The sequence below is a fragment of the Stenotrophomonas sp. YJH_SMC_130 genome (assembly GCF_059369035.1).
This window is the reverse complement of record NZ_JCAFSH010000024.1, coordinates 17,895-32,674: the sequence shown is the minus strand read 5'-3', so window position 1 is coordinate 32,674 and position 14,780 is coordinate 17,895. Positions and strand designations below refer to the sequence as shown.

General features: G+C 64.7%; 13 protein-coding genes. 10 read left to right on the top strand and 3 right to left on the bottom strand.

Annotated elements, in window-relative coordinates:
* The first annotated feature begins 354 nt into the window (after window positions 1-354).
* Window positions 355-1,344, top strand: coding sequence for a fumarylacetoacetate hydrolase family protein (locus AC5P5V_RS17155; RefSeq protein ID WP_065179110.1), 990 nt, complete (start codon window positions 355-357; stop codon window positions 1,342-1,344).
* Window positions 1,345-1,358: 14 nt separating this feature from the next.
* A complete protein-coding gene (gene maiA, locus AC5P5V_RS17150) occupies window positions 1,359-2,027 on the top strand; it encodes a maleylacetoacetate isomerase (protein ID WP_111200780.1) in 669 nt (222 codons plus the stop codon).
* 21 nt (window positions 2,028-2,048) lie between these two features.
* Here maiA and AC5P5V_RS17145 read toward each other — a convergent pair whose 3' ends face one another.
* From AC5P5V_RS17145 to AC5P5V_RS17135, 3 genes are all read right to left on the bottom strand, one after another.
* Window positions 2,049-3,533, bottom strand: a complete 1,485-nt coding sequence (locus AC5P5V_RS17145; RefSeq protein WP_231352523.1) for a UdgX family uracil-DNA binding protein — start codon at window positions 3,531-3,533, stop codon at window positions 2,049-2,051.
* Window positions 3,514-4,797 (bottom strand): putative DNA modification/repair radical SAM protein, encoded by a 1,284-nt coding sequence (locus AC5P5V_RS17140; protein WP_231352524.1) that lies wholly within the window; start codon window positions 4,795-4,797, stop codon window positions 3,514-3,516. Before AC5P5V_RS17140 ends, AC5P5V_RS17145 begins: the two co-directional genes overlap by 20 nt.
* A 130-nt stretch (window positions 4,798-4,927) precedes the next feature.
* Window positions 4,928-6,055, bottom strand: a complete 1,128-nt coding sequence (locus AC5P5V_RS17135; protein WP_049416904.1) for a PilT/PilU family type 4a pilus ATPase — start codon at window positions 6,053-6,055, stop codon at window positions 4,928-4,930.
* Window positions 6,056-6,176: 121 nt separating this feature from the next.
* Between AC5P5V_RS17135 and AC5P5V_RS17130 the strand changes: the two genes are divergently transcribed.
* The 8 genes from AC5P5V_RS17130 (at window position 6,177) to AC5P5V_RS17095 (ending at window position 14,779) form a co-directional block, all read left to right on the top strand.
* Window positions 6,177-6,542, top strand: coding sequence for a DUF4398 domain-containing protein (locus tag AC5P5V_RS17130; protein WP_005415160.1), 366 nt, complete (start codon window positions 6,177-6,179; stop codon window positions 6,540-6,542).
* Window positions 6,539-7,423 carry an OmpA family protein gene (locus AC5P5V_RS17125; RefSeq protein ID WP_231352525.1) on the top strand — a complete coding sequence of 295 codons (885 nt, stop codon included), beginning with the start codon at window positions 6,539-6,541 and terminating at the stop codon, window positions 7,421-7,423. The genes AC5P5V_RS17130 and AC5P5V_RS17125 overlap by 4 nt, the downstream gene beginning before the upstream one ends.
* Before the next feature lie 324 nt (window positions 7,424-7,747).
* Window positions 7,748-7,984 (top strand): HP1242/YdcH family protein, encoded by a 237-nt coding sequence (locus tag AC5P5V_RS17120; RefSeq protein ID WP_005407964.1) that lies wholly within the window; start codon window positions 7,748-7,750, stop codon window positions 7,982-7,984.
* Window positions 7,985-8,285: 301 nt separating this feature from the next.
* Window positions 8,286-9,656, top strand: coding sequence for a pyridoxal-phosphate dependent enzyme (locus tag AC5P5V_RS17115; protein ID WP_049416902.1), 1,371 nt, complete (start codon window positions 8,286-8,288; stop codon window positions 9,654-9,656).
* Window positions 9,657-9,779: 123 nt separating this feature from the next.
* The gene (locus AC5P5V_RS17110; RefSeq protein WP_231352526.1) at window positions 9,780-10,952 is read left to right on the top strand and encodes a cystathionine gamma-synthase; all 1,173 of its coding nucleotides are present in this window, start codon (window positions 9,780-9,782) and stop codon (window positions 10,950-10,952) included.
* A complete protein-coding gene (locus AC5P5V_RS17105) occupies window positions 10,949-11,809 on the top strand; it encodes an ABC transporter permease (protein WP_231352527.1) in 861 nt (286 codons plus the stop codon). Before AC5P5V_RS17110 ends, AC5P5V_RS17105 begins: the two co-directional genes overlap by 4 nt.
* A gap of 4 nt (window positions 11,810-11,813) precedes the next feature.
* The gene (locus AC5P5V_RS17100; protein ID WP_012509968.1) at window positions 11,814-12,539 is read left to right on the top strand and encodes an ABC transporter ATP-binding protein; all 726 of its coding nucleotides are present in this window, start codon (window positions 11,814-11,816) and stop codon (window positions 12,537-12,539) included.
* On the top strand, window positions 12,539-14,779 hold the full coding sequence (locus AC5P5V_RS17095; protein ID WP_088496870.1) for a methyltransferase: 2,241 nt from the start codon (window positions 12,539-12,541) through the stop codon (window positions 14,777-14,779). The genes AC5P5V_RS17100 and AC5P5V_RS17095 overlap by 1 nt, the downstream gene beginning before the upstream one ends.
* Window position 14,780: the final 1 nt, after the last annotated feature.

The following is a 14,780-nucleotide window of genomic DNA, read 5'->3' as shown; positions in this document are numbered from 1 at the left end:
TAGCGACGAGCAACGGCTTTGACCGATGTGGAGGTCTTGCAGGCCTCTTTGGCGACCTGCAGTTTGAAACGCGCGTCGTATCTGTTCATGTATCCCTCGGGGTTGGATCTGATGTCCAACTCCCGGGGGTCACTTCAGGGATGGGTTTACGGCGTGTCCTGCCCACCCACACCGCCCCGCCATCCCACGGAATGCAGGCTTTTGACGTTGCCGTTGCTTCTGCAGGTGCAGGGCTGCAAGCCCTGCCGAACCCCCTCCTGCGGTAGGGTGGGCCGATGCCGCGCTGCAGCTTGGCGTCGCCGCAGATTTGATTACACTTGAAACTTGTTTGCCCACGACTCCGGACACCCACCCATGAAGCTTGGTTCTTTGAAGGAAGGCGGCCGCGACGGCACCCTGATCGTCGTCTCGCGTGACCTGCGCCACGGCGTGCGCGCCACCGGCATTGCCGCCACCCTGCAGCAGGCCCTGGAGGACTGGAGCCACATCGCACCGCGCCTGAACGCCCTGTACGAATCACTCAACGCTGGCGACGCCGATGGCGTATTCGACCTCGATCCGCAGGCGCTGGCCGCACCGATGCCGCGTGCCTATGAATTCGTCGACGGCAGCGCCTACCTGCCGCACGTCGAGCGCGTGCGCCGCGCCCGTGGCGCCGAGGTGCCGGAGAGCTTCTACACCGACCCGCTGATGTACCAGGCCACCAGTGCGGGGTTCTACGGCCCGCGCGATGCGGTCAAGGTGGTCAGCGAGGACTACGGCATCGACCTGGAAGCGGAGATCGTGGTGATCACCGACGACGTGCCGATGGCGGCCACCCCCGAACAGGCCGCCGGCCACATCCAGCTGGTCGGCCTGGTCAACGATGTCTCGCTGCGCAACCTGATCCCGGGCGAGCTGGCCAAGGGCTTCGGCTTCCTGCAGTCCAAGCCGCGTTCGGCGCTGTCGCCGGTGTTCGTCACCCCCGATGAGCTGGGTGCTGCGTGGCAGGACAGCAAGGTGCACCTGCCGCTGCTGACCCACATCAACGGCCAGTGGTTCGGTGCGCCGGAGGCGGGCGTGGACATGCAGTTCAACTTCGCCCAGCTGGTCGCGCATGCGGCCAAGACCCGCCCGCTGGGTGCCGGCACCATCGTCGGCTCGGGCACCATCGCCAATGAAGACACCAGCAAGGGTGCCTCGTGCTTCGCCGAGCAGCGCGTGGTCGAGACCCTGCGTGACGGCAAGCCGAGCACGCCGTTCATGTCCTTCGGCGACGTGGTCCGCATCGAGATGCTCGACGCTGCCGGCAACAGCATCTTCGGTGCGATCGAGCAGCGCATCGAACAGGCGGCCAAGCCCTGAGCATGGAGGCGGCGATGGAGATTCCGGTCGACGACGGCATCGTGCTGTACACCTACTGGCGATCCAGCGCCGCCTACCGCGTGCGCATCGGCCTGGAGCTGAAGGGCCTGGCCTGGGAGGCGCGGCCGGTGCATCTGGTGCGCGACGGTGGCGAGCAGCACCATGAGGCTTATCGCGCGCTCAATCCGCAGCAGCTGGTGCCGACCCTGCTGCATGATGGGCATACGCTGACCCAGTCACTGGCGATCATCGAGTACCTGGAAGAGCGCTTCCCACAGGTGCCGCTGCTGCCGGCCGATGCTGCGGGCCGCGCACGGGTGCGGGCGCTGGCGCAGCTTGTGGCCTGCGATATCCATCCGATCAACAACCTGCGGGTGATGCAGTACCTGGAACGCGACCTGCAGCTGCCTGCCGACGCCCGCACGCAGTGGACCCTGCACTGGATCGCCGAAGGCTTTGACGCGATGGAAGCGATGCTGGCCAACAGCCGCGACACCGGCACCTTCTGCCACGGCGACCGTCCTGGCCTGGCCGACATCTGCCTGCTGCCGCAGCTGTACAACGCACACCGCTTCGGCCTGGACCTGACGCCGTACCCGACCCTGCGCCGCATCGAAGCGGCGTGCCAGGCAGTGGACGCCTTCGACCGCGCGCGCCCGGAAAACCAGCCCGACGCCGCCTGAAAGCAGAGGGGACGGAGCGGATCACGTCGTCAGTGCATTTTCGACTTGATCCCCTCCGTCCCCTTTCTGTTGCAATCGAGCCAGGTCATCGCGGAACAACCGGTAGGCCTCCTCGCGGCGGGCATCGCCGGCCTGTCGCAGCACCCACGCCGGGTGCACCGTGGCGTAGCCGCGGGTGCCGTCCTCGAGGGTGTGCCAGCGCCCGCGGTCACGCGAGAGGTCGAAGTCACGACCGAATACCGAGGCTGCCGCTGTCGCGCCCAGGCACACGATCACCTGGGGCCGCACGCGCGCGATCTCACCCATCAGCCAGGGCCGGCAGGCCTGGATGTGACGGCTCTCCGGCCGCTTGTGCAGCCGCACCTTGCCGCGCCGCTCATGGTGGAAGTGCTTCACCGCGTTGGTGAGGTACAGCGTGGCGCGATCGATCCCCAGTTCCGCCAATGCGCGGTCCAGCACCTGGCCGGCAGGTCCTGCAAATGGCTGCCCACGCAGATCTTCGGTGTCACCGGGTTGCTCTCCGACCAGCATCACCCCGGCCCCTGCCGGCCCCTGTCCGAACACGGTCTGCGTGGCCTGCTCCCACAACGGGCACTGGCGGCAGGCGCTGGCCTGTCCGCGCAGATTGTCCAGGCTGCTGGCTTCGGCTGCCGATGCCGGAGGGTTCGCTCGCAGCGGAATCCTGCATTGCGGTGCCTGCGCGGGACGGTCATGCATTTCCTGCACGCGGTCGGCCGCATCGCGCACCAGGCGTGGCAGCAACTGTGCTTCAGGCAGATAGCGCCAGTACTTGGCCGGCATCTCCTGCATCATCATCCGCGTGTTGAGCCGGGCCGGATTGAAAATGCTGGCGTAGTAGGTCTGCCACAGCGACTCGCGTGCATCCTCGGCCGGGGCATCCTCGCGCCGTGCACCGGGGCCGAAGGCAAGCGCCTGCCCATCCCAGGCGACGCTGCGCGAAGGCGTGAGGATGGCCCAGCGCATGCCGGTGAAGCGGCGCGCGAAGAACGGCGCGACCCGGTCGACGATGTGGTGCTGTGGCTCGAACCAGGCGATGAATGCATCAGGCTGGCCAGGCACTTCGCGGAAGCGCACGAATGCCTTCATCTTGTGCGTGTCGCGGCGGACCGCCTGTGCCATGGCCATCGCCCGCAGTACGTCGGCATCGGCGGGGTTTGACAGCACCGAGCGTTCGCCATGGGCGATGCGCCACAGCAACCGGTACAGGAGGGCCATGCGTTGTCCGTCGCGATGGCACAGGCAGGTGGCCGCCAGCTCCAGGAAGTCGCGCGGTACCGTCGGTGCGCCAGCATCGGCCTGTGCGGGTGCCGAGGTGACCGCTGGCGCGTCCAGCAGTGATGCGTCGCTGCCCTCGAGCCAGTCCAGCTGCTCCGGCGTGACGCCACGCAGCAGGGCTTCGCGCGCACCGCTGCGCCAGGCCTCCAGCGACCATGGCGGATCCACCCGCAGCGACCAGCGCTGCGCGTCAGGCCGCGGACGGGGCATCGAACAGCGAACCCTGGCGCGGCGGCGGGGCCAGCTGCGCGCGCAGCGCCGCCGGATCGTCCAGTGCTTTGCGCGGGTGATGGTCGGCCAGCAGCACGAACGGCAGCAGCTTGCTCATCGGTGCCTTCAGGCGCGCGAGGTCGGCCACGCGCAGCCGCCCGTGACGGCGTGCCATCAGCACGCGCTTGACGTTGCGCACGCCAAGGCCGGGCACGCGCAGCAGCATCTCCTTCGGTGCCCGGTTCAGATCGACCGGAAAGCGCTCGGGGTGGCGGATCGCCCAGGCCATCTTCGGGTCGATATCCAGGTCGAGCATGCCGTCCTGGGTGGTATCGGTAATCTCATCCACGCCGTACCCGTAGAAGCGCAGCAGCCAGTCAGCCTGGTAAAGGCGATGTTCGCGCTGCAGCGGTGGCGGCTGCAGTGGCAACTGCCGGCTGGCGTCCGGAATCGGGCTGAACGCGGAGTAGTAGACCCGGCGCATGCGGTAGTTGCCGTACAGGCTGTCGGCGCTGGCCAGGATCTGCCGGTCGTTTGCCCCGTCCGCGCCGACGATCATCTGGGTGCTCTGCCCGGCCGGTGCGAAACGGGGAGGGCGCGGGCGAGTGCTGCGGCTGGGCGTCGGTGCCACCGCTGCGGGAGCCTTGCGAGCTTCCTTGGCTTCCTCGATGCGCCAGCGCAGTTCGCCCATCGCGCCACGGATGGAATGAACCGTCTTCTCCGGCGCCAAGGCGCTCAGGCCGGCTTCGGTCGGCAGTTCCACGTTGATGGACAGGCGGTCGGCATAGCGCCCGGCACTGGCCAGCAGTTCCGGCGAGGCCTCGGGAATGGTCTTGAGGTGGATGTAGCCGGCGTAGCGGTGTTCTTCGCGCAGTTGCCGGGCCACTTCCACCATCTGTTCCATGGTGTAGTCCGCATTGCGGATGATGCCGCTGGACAGGAACAGGCCCTCGATGTAGTTGCGCTTATAGAAGTCCAGGGTGAGCGTGACCACCTCATCCACGCTGAAACGTGCACGGGGCACGTTGCTGGAAACCCGGTTCACGCAATAGGCGCAGTCGTAAATGCAGAAGTTGGTCAGCAGGATCTTCAGCAACGACACGCAGCGGCCATCGGGCGTGTAGCTGTGGCAGATGCCCATGCCCTCGGTGCTGCCGATTCCGCTGCTGGCGCGCGAATCGCGCTTGCCCGAGCCGCTGGAGGCGCAGGAGGCATCGTACTTGGCGGCATCAGCCAGAATGGCCAGCTTGCGGATGGTTTCCATTGAGGAAACCTACGGATGAGGGGTCTCATTGGATGAGACCGCCCCTGAATTCTTCAGAAAAAGGGGACGGGGGGATCCAAGTCGCAAGTGCACAAACGACTTGATCCCCTCCGTCCCCTTTTTCGTGGGATCAGAAGCCGTGGGTGATGCTGGGTGCGCCCGCCGAGAAATCCGCATACGGGTCGTGCTCGCCGCTGCTGCCTTCGGACAGGCGGAACTTCAGGGCCAGGCCATCGCGCGAGTCGGCTGCGCGCAGCGCTTCTTCCTGCTCGATGGTGCCGGCCTTGGCCAGCCGGAACAGGCACTGGTCGAAGCTCTCCATGCCTTCTTCCAGCGAGGCTTCCATCGCCGCCTTGATCTCGTGCACCTGGCCGCGGCGCAGCAGGTCGCGGATCATCGGCGTGTTGATCAGCACCTCGGTGGCCGGCAGGCGACGGCCCTCCTTGTTCTTCACCAGGCGCTGGCTGATCACCGCACGCAGGTTCAGTGCCAGGTTCATCAGCACGTTCTTGTGCGCGCTTTCCGGGAAGAAGTTGAGGATGCGCTCGATGGTCTGGTCGGCATTGTTGGAGTGCAGGGTCGCCAGGCACAGGTGGCCGGTCTCGGCGAAGGCGATTGCCGCCTCCATCGTTTCCGCATCCAGGATCTCGCCGATCAGGATCACGTCCGGCGCTTCACGCATCGCGTTCTTCAGCGCGTTGTGGAAGGCATGGGTGTCCAGGCCGACCTCGCGCTGGTTGACGATCGACATCTTGTGCTTGTGCAGGTACTCGATCGGATCCTCGATGGTGAGGATGTGACCGGTGGTGGTGCTGTTGCGGTGGTCGATCATCGACGCCAGCGAGGTGGACTTGCCGGAGCCGGTGGACCCCACCACCAGCACCAGCCCGCGCGGGGTCATGATGACGTCCTTCAACACCTGCGGCAGGTTCAGCTCCTCGATGCTCGGAATCCGGCTGCGGATGGCGCGGATGACCATGCCGACCTCGCCCCGCTGCTTGAACACGTTGACGCGGAAGCGCCCGGCATCGGGCAGGGCGATGGCCATGTTGAGCTCCAGCTCGCGCTCGAACTGCGGCACCTGGCCCTCGTCCATCAGCGAGTAGGCGATCTTCTTGACCATGCCCGGCGGCAGGCCCGTGTTGCCCAGCGGATAGAGCTTCCCCTCGATCTTGATGTAGACCGGTGCCCCGGTGGTCAGAAACATGTCCGAAGCGTTCTTTTCGGTCATCAGCTTCAGGAAGTAGCCGATATCCATTGCGAATTTTCCCCAACGAAACGGCCGACGCCCGTTGCCAGCACGGTGTCGGCTTGACGACAATGGCCGTGAACCGACAACCGGTACGGCCTCCCCAATGAAACGACTTAGCTTCGCACGAATGCGCCATGGCCTGTATGTGATGGCGTTTGCATTCGCACTGTCTGCCCCCGCCTGGGCGCAGGACGCTGCCCTGGAACTGGCGCAGGCCCGGCAGGCGGTCGACAAGGCCACCCAGGCCGATGCCGACCAGTACGCCCCGGACCTGATCGGGCTGGCCCGGCAGGGGCTGGAGCAGGCCCAGCGCGCCGCCGGCGACCGCCGCGAGCGCAAGAACGCCCCGGCGATGGCCCTGCGCGCTGCAGCCGATGCCGATCTGGCCCGCGTCCGTAGTGAGGAAGCCACCGTCACCGCGCAGCTGCAGCTGCGTCGCAACGAGGTCAACCAGCTGCAACGCCAGCTGTCGACCGGGGAGGACCGCCGGTGAAGCCGATGACCGCCGCAACCCTGGCCGCGCTGCTGGCGCTGCCGACCCTGGCCACGGCCGCCGACAACCCGATGGTGGCGCAGCTGAGCCAGCGCCTGATGGCCATCCAGGCCAACCCCGATACCGCTGAGCTGGGCGCCTTCGAGCGCATGCAGGCGCAGCAGGCGATCACCACCCTGGACAAGGCCAAGCGCCGCGACCAGGAGCTGGCCACGTACCTGGCCGAGCGCCGGGTGGAGATTGCCGAGACCGCCGTGCGCACCGCGCTGGCCGCGCGCGAGGTCGACCGCCTGGAGCGTACCCGCAGCGACCTGCTGATCGAGGCCAGCCGCCGCGATGCCGCCCGTGCCCGCCAGGAAGCCGAGCAGCTGCGCATGCAGGCGCAGATGCAGGCCGAGGAGGCCGAACGCCTGCGCCAGGCGGCCGAGGCCGAGACCCTGGCCCGCCAGGACGCCGAGAATGCCCTGACCAGCGTGGCCGGCAAGCAGCAGCAGCGTCTGAGCGCTGCCCAGCAGAACGCTGCCAGGCTGGCCCGGGAGGAAGCCGAGCTGGTGTCCGGGCAGAAGCTGCCCGGTTCGAAGTTCGACGCTCGCGGTGAGGTCTTCACCTTCGGTGGTGACGCGTTCGCCGCAGGCGCCTCCAGCCTGTCGGGTGGCGCCCGCAACCAGGCCAAGGCCCTGGCCGAGTACCTGAACATCGGCAAGAAGGGGCGCCTGCGCATCGAGGCCTACGACAGCGCCAACGGCGTGGGCCAGAAGCGTGCCGAAGCGCTGCGCGACGCCCTGGTCGCGGGTGGTGTCGCCAGCAACCGGATCCAGGTCAGCGGCAAGAAGGCTGCGTCCACCCGGGCGCGCTCGGCCGAGGTCATCATCGCGCCGTAATGCATTGATATTGTTTGTTTTTCGTTGCGATGAGCATTCAGCCTGAACCCCGCCCCGGCGGGGTTCGGTCTTTTTGACGCAGGGGTCTTGTACCCCGCCTTGAGCAGGCGTAGGGTCAATCGTCCGGGACGCAATGCCGCGGACCGGACGATGGGAGGGCCGGGCCGATGCAAGCAGGGCGCGAACCGCAGCAGATCGACGTGCGCAGGCCAGTGCCGCAGGTCGTTGCAGGCGTCCAGGTGGCCATCGGCCGGCACTCCTCCATGAACAACGCCCCGTGCCTTGCGGCCGGGGCGTTCGTGTATCTGTCGAAGGAGGTCCATCATGTTTGAAGATCAGCCCCAGAGCGAGATCGACGCCCGTCGCGCGCGTGATCCGGAGTTCAGGGCACTCCATGACCAGCACCGCAAGTTGAACAAGAAGTGCATGGACGCGGAGTTGGGTGTACTCCCGATCGATGATGTCACCCTGGGTCGCATGAAGCGTGAGAAGCTGCTGGCCAAGCAACGTCTTCTGCGAATGTACGAAACACCGCTCCCAACGACGTCCCCCACGCTTTGACGCACTCCGTCGCGCCCGGAACGGCGTGACCCGGCCATCGATGGCCCCGCCGGGCGCTTCTGCCCCGGCATCGCGGCACCGCCGATGAGGCGACCGCGCCAAGGCACCACAGGCGGTGGTGCCTTGGCCTGCAGGCACCACTCACCGATGCGAGCGGTACCGGTCTCCTCGTCGATCCGGGGCCGCCCGCATCCCTTTACGGGGCCGGCGGGCGGCATCTCCGCGCCGACCTGACATTCAGCGCCATCCGTCGGATAATCATCGGTCCGGCCCTGCGTGGCGCGAATCGAAAGTCCTCCGAATGCCCATCCATTCTTCCGTCCTCGAACTCATCGGCCAGACCCCGATCGTCAAGGCCCAGCGCCTGGACACCGGCGTTTGCGAGCTTTACCTGAAGCTCGAGAGCGCCAACCCGGGCGGTTCGATCAAGGATCGCATCGGCCTGTCGATGATCGAGGCGGCGGAGCAGCGGGGTGACCTGAAGCCGGGCGCAACCCTGGTCGAAGGTACCGCCGGCAACACCGGCCTGGGCCTGGCACTGGTGGCCCAGCAGAAGGGCTACAAGCTGATCCTCGTCGTTCCCGACAAGATGAGCCGCGAAAAGATCTTCAACCTGAAGGCGATGGGCGCCGAAGTGCGCCTGACCCGTTCGGACGTCGCCAAGGGCCATCCCGAGTACTATCAGGACCTGGCCAAGACCATCGCCGAGCAGACCCCGGGCGCCTATTTCATCAACCAGTTTGGCAACCCGGACAACCCGGCCGCGCATGAGTTCGGCACCGGCCCGGAGATCCTCGAGCAGATGGGCGGTGACCTCGACGCCATCGTGTTCGGCTGCGGCAGCTCCGGCACCATGACCGGCCTGTCGCGTGCGTTCGCCAGGCTCTCGCCGAAGACCGAGCTGGTGCTGGCCGATCCGGTCGGCTCGATCCTGGCCGAGTACATCAACGACGGCGTGCTCAACGACAAGTCGGGCAGCTGGCTGGTGGAAGGCATCGGCGAGGACTTCCTGCCCTCGATCTCCGACTTCAGCCGTGTCAAGAAGGCTTATGCCATCAGCGATGCCGAGAGTTTCCACACCGCGCGCGAGCTGCTGGGCAAGGAAGGCATCCTGGGCGGTTCGTCCACCGGCACCCTGCTGGCGGCGGCGCTGAAGTACTGCAAGGAGCAGACCACGCCGAAGAAGGTGCTGGTGCTGGTCTGCGATACCGGCAACAAGTACCTGTCGAAGATGTACAACGACTACTGGATGCTGGACAACGGCTTCCTGCAGCGCCCGCAGCACGGCGACCTGCGCGACCTGATCCTGCGCCCGTACGGCCAGCGCGACACGGTGGTGATCGGCCCGAACGACCTGTTGACCACCGCCTACCAGCGCATGAAGCTGTATGACGTGTCGCAGCTGCCGGTGATGGACGGTGACCAGCTGGTCGGCATCGTCGATGAAAGCGACGTGCTGCTGCATGTCTACGGCGACGAAGCGCGCTTCCGCGACACCGTGGCCACCGCGATGGTCAGCAAGCTGGACCGGCTGGACGTGAAGTCGCCGATCGAGGCCCTGCTGCCGGTGTTCGACCGCGGGCAGGTGGCGATCGTGATGGACGGTGACGCCTTCCTCGGCCTGATCACCCGCATCGACCTGCTGAACTATCTGCGCCGTCGCGTGCAGTAGGCCGCTGATCGCTGCCGTTCACCGCTGAATTCCGGTTTATTCGCGTCAAAGCTCGTTAAGGCCGCGCTGATAGACTCCCGATCCTTTGACGGCGCCGCACGTCGGCGCCATTCAGGAAACGACATGTCCAACTCCTCTTCGCCCGATCGCGCGCTGGCCCTGGCCACGCTGGCCATCCACGGCGGCCAGTCGCCCGATCCCAGCACCGGCGCGGTGATGCCGCCGATCTACGCCACCTCGACCTATGCGCAGTCCAGCCCGGGCGAGCATCAGGGCTTCGAGTACTCGCGTACCCACAACCCGACGCGCTTTGCCTATGAGCGCTGCGTGGCCTCGCTGGAAGGCGGTATCCGCGGCTTTGCCTTCGCTTCGGGCATGGCGGCCAGCTCGACCGTGATCGAGCTGCTGGACGCCGGCAGCCACGTGGTGGCGATGGACGATATCTACGGCGGTAGCTTCCGCCTGTTCGAGCGCGTGCGCCGCCGCACCGCCGGGCTGGACTTCAGCTTCGTCGACCTGACCGATCTGGCGGCATTTGAAGCCGCCATCACGCCGAAGACGAAGATGGTGTGGATCGAGACCCCGACCAACCCGATGCTGAAGATCGTGGACATCGCCGCGGTCGCTGCCATCGCCAAGCGCCATGGCCTGATCGTGGTGGTCGACAACACCTTCGCCTCGCCGATGCTGCAGCGTCCGCTGGAGCTGGGCGCGGACCTGGTCCTGCATTCGGCCACCAAGTACCTCAACGGTCACTCGGACATGGTAGGTGGCATGGTCGTGGTCGGCGACAACGCGCCGCTGGCCGAGCAGATGGCGTTCCTGCAGAACTCGGTGGGTGGCGTGCAGGGCCCGTTCGACAGCTTCCTGGCCCTGCGCGGCCTGAAGACATTGCCGCTGCGCATGAAGGCGCATTGTGCCAATGCGATGGCGCTGGCGCAGTGGCTGGAAAAGCACCCGGCGGTGGAAAAGGTGATCTACCCGGGCCTGCCGTCGCACCCGCAGCATGAGCTGGCCAGCAAGCAGATGGCCGGCTACGGCGGCATCGTCTCGATCGTGCTCAAGGGCGGTTTCGAGGCGGCCAAGCGTTTCTGCGAGAAGACCGAACTGTTCACCCTGGCCGAGTCGCTGGGCGGCGTGGAAAGCCTGGTGAACCATCCGGCGGTGATGACGCATGCTTCGATTCCCGTGGCGCGTCGGGAGCAGCTGGGGATCAGTGATGCGCTGGTAAGGCTCAGCGTGGGTGTGGAAGAGTTGGGGGATCTGCAGGTGGATCTGGAAGGAGCATTGGCTTGAACACCGAAACTATTTTGAAGGCGGAAGCTGATCGGCGTCCGGTCCGAATCAGCAGCCACGATACTCAGATGAAGGCTCTCCCGGCGTTCGTTCGTGACATTGCCGAAGGCATGGGAGCCTGGCGTGCTTGGACGGCGTTGGCACTACTTGACATCAAGCACAAGTATCGCCGATCAGTCTTGGGTCCCTTCTGGATTACCATCAGCATGTTTGTGCTGATCCTCGGTATTGGCCTGCTCTACAGCCAGTTGTTCCGGATGAACCTTCGGGACTATCTGCCCTACATCGCTCTTGGCGATATTGTGTGGATCTACATCTCGACCACAGTGCAGGAGGGATGTACCACGTTCACTGCTTCGGAGAATCTGATCCGTTCGATGCGGCTGCCAATGACGCTTCATGTGATGCGGTTGGTGACACGAACCTTCATCGTGTTCCTGCATGGGGCAGTCGCCTATCTGCCGTTTGTTGTATTTCTCAAGATCGAGCCGGAGCTGGTTTGGTTGCTCGCTTTGCCGGGCGTTGCCCTGATTGTGCTGGCGACCATTCCCATTACGGCGATATTCGGCATGCTGTCTGCTCGCTTCCGCGACCTGCAACCCGCGATCGCAAACTTCATGCAGCTCGGCTTCTTCATGACGCCGATCATCTGGAAGGCGGACATGCTGGGCCCGCATCGTTGGGTTGCCGATATCAATCCAATCTACCACTTCATCCAGATCGTGCGCATGCCGCTGATGGGACAGGTTCCAGAAGCGCACTCGTACTACTTCGTACTCGCCTTCATCGCCGCGGCGTTTGTGATCGCGCTTCCCTTCCTGGCGGCAAATCGCCACAAGATCTCGCTGTGGGTGTAACACCATGACCTTCATTGAAGTGGTCGACTGCAGCGTCCAGCTGCCGATCTATGGCACCAACAACCGCTCCATGAAGGGAGCCATCATGTCCGCCGTTACCGGCGGGCGCGTGGCTCCCACCAGCCGCAACGTGACCGTAGTGGATTCTCTCCAGAACGTCACCTTCAACCTGCGTGAGGGTGACAAGCTGGGTCTCGTCGGCCATAACGGAGCAGGCAAGACCACGTTGCTGAAAACACTTGCGGGCGTTTATGAGCCAACTTCTGGCTACATCCGCAGCCAGGGGCGCGTTGCCAATCTGCTGGACGTGACGATGGGCATGGATTTCGAAGCAACCGGTGTCGAGAACATCCGGTTGAAGGGGCTGCTGCATGGGCTTTCCCGTGCTGAGATCCAAAGCAAGATCCCGCAGATCTGCGAGTTCTCGGGCCTTGGCCCGTATGTGAACATGCCGGTGCGCGTGTACTCCAGTGGCATGATGGTGCGTCTGGCGTTCTCGATTGCCACCAGTTTCGATGCCGAGATTCTGCTGATGGACGAATGGTTGGGTGTCGGCGATGCGGACTTCAACGCCCGCGCTCAGCAACGCCTCGCCGAAATCGTACAGAAGGCCAGCATTCTGGTCCTGGCCAGCCACAATCAGGACATCATCGCCGCTAACTGCAATCGCATCATGCATCTTGAGCATGGGCGCATCACCAGCGATCAGCCGATAGAGGCCCGTGCCTGATGAATACTCGTAACCGGGACTACTGGATCAACAGGAGCGGTGATCTCTATGCCGACCAGCAGAAGATCCGGCGTGAGGCGGGCAACAGCAATTACGCCCGGCAGGAAGCGTGGCTGGTGGGATTCCTCGCCGAGCGTTCCGAACAACTGGGGCGGCCGGTTCGGGTTCTGGACTTCGGGGTGGGCTTCGGACGTCTTGCGCGGTTGCTGCCGCAGCATGCCTTCGTGGACTACTTCGGTTTCGATATCTCCCCTGCTATGGTGGAGCCACTGCTGCGTGAACCGCCTGTTGAACTGGCCGCAGACATCGGGCATCGCATCCGCGTCGGATCTTCGTTGGCCGACGCCATGCAGGGCGAGCAGTTTGATGTGATCTTCACCGTCTCGGTGTTGATCCACAACGACCGCGAACAGGCGGCAGACGTACTTGCACAGATGCGTGCGTTGCTGGCGCCCGAAGGACGGCTGTGCTTCATCGAGAACCGACCGGTGTCGATCAGCCTGCTGGCCAACCTGTGGCACGCAGGTTGCTGGAGTCATGATGTTGCCGGCACGTTGGCGCCGGACATGAATGTGGACGTCGAAGACGGAATCCTTTCGGACCATGCCATCTACATTCTGCACGAATCCGCCGCCGGGATCCCACGCCAGCTTCGTGTGCCGGGCGCCCGCGGGTTTGAACCGATCACCGCTGGTGACTACCTGTTGCGGACGCTGGAAGCTACCACGGCTGTTGCGCGTGGCATGGAAGTGGAAAGTGCCACGCTTGGCGGCGACATCGCGCAGATGCGTGATGCGGTGGAGCTCTATCGTCAGGCCGAAGAACGCGCGCGAACGAATCTGGACATCGCGCGACAGCATCTAGGCGATGACGTGGGCCTGCTGGATGGTATAGGCCATCTTACCGCAGCCATTGATGCGCTTCCGGCATTGGCGATGCGTATCGGCGTGCTGGCTGGCGAGACCTCCGTGCAGCAGGTCCAGTCCTTGGAGCGGATTGAAGCGCTGCATGCGCGTGAAGCGACGCTTGTCGAATCGCTGGCGCAGCAGGAGCGAGAGCTTGAGCAGGTGCAGGCCCGGTTGGAAGCTGCCCAAAGCGCCAACCAGCACCTGCAATGGCAACAGGGCCTCCGTGAGCAGGTCCGCCAGGTCCTGAGCAGCCGAACGGAAGAGCGCGCCATGCCATACCTCGAAGCGCCGGTGGGTGGCAGTGCCTCGGTCGGTCAGCCGGCACCTCCGGTGTACGAATTCAACGCCCGCCGTGACATGCGATTCGCACAGGCTGTGGTTGGGCATGAGCGGGTCTGCCACATCATGCATCAGGAGTGGTTCGGTATCCGTGCGGCCTGCGGCTCGCTCCCGGGACACAAGCTTGCGGTGACCAGTACCTCAGCGCCCGGCGCCGGCGATGTTGAGGAGGTGGCCCGTCTGCTTGCCGCCAACAAGGTGAATCGGCTGGTTATTCATGGATTCTCCGATGGCATGTTGCAGTGGGTGAAAGGCCTCGCTGCAGCCGGATTCGACCGGATCTACATGGTCTGGCATGGCGCGCCCTCGATGTGGATCCATGTTGAAGAACGGCGCCTGTTCGCGTTGGCCTACAAGGCGGTCCGCACTGGTCTGATCCGCAGGGTCAGTGTCATGCGCGCAGGTTCCCATGCGGCGCTTGCAGATGTAGCGGGCTGGCAGAGGCAGGTCTATAACATGCCGCCAGCCTATACCGGCAAGCGCATTCCACGGCGGGCGACCGGAGCCACCGTATTCATTCCGTCCTGGAACCTGATTCACAAGAACATCTTCACGAATGCCGCAGCCGCGGCTGCGACCGCGGAAGTGGCAAACATTTGGCTGATGGCGGATGATTTCGCGTTACCGTACCGGGTGGACAAGAATGTTAAGCGTCTTCCAAAACTCAGCCAGTTGCAGATGATGGAGGCGATGTCGCAAGCCGATGCAGTGATGAATGCCTCCATCGTCGACTGCCATCCGATGGTGGAGTTGGAGGCACTTGCTGCCGGTACTCCCGCGCTGCGGGGACGTCTGGGGATGGATGCGCTGGAAGACCATCCCTATGTCGAGATTACCCAGGTGGCCGATCCACTCAGCGTTGCCGATGTGCGCCAGACGCTGCGCCGGATATTGGCGGCTCCCGCAGTGGAGATGGATGACATGATGTCGTCCTACTCGCGCCAGATGGTGGCGTTGTCCTTCGAGCGATATTCAGAATTTATGGAAATCTAAA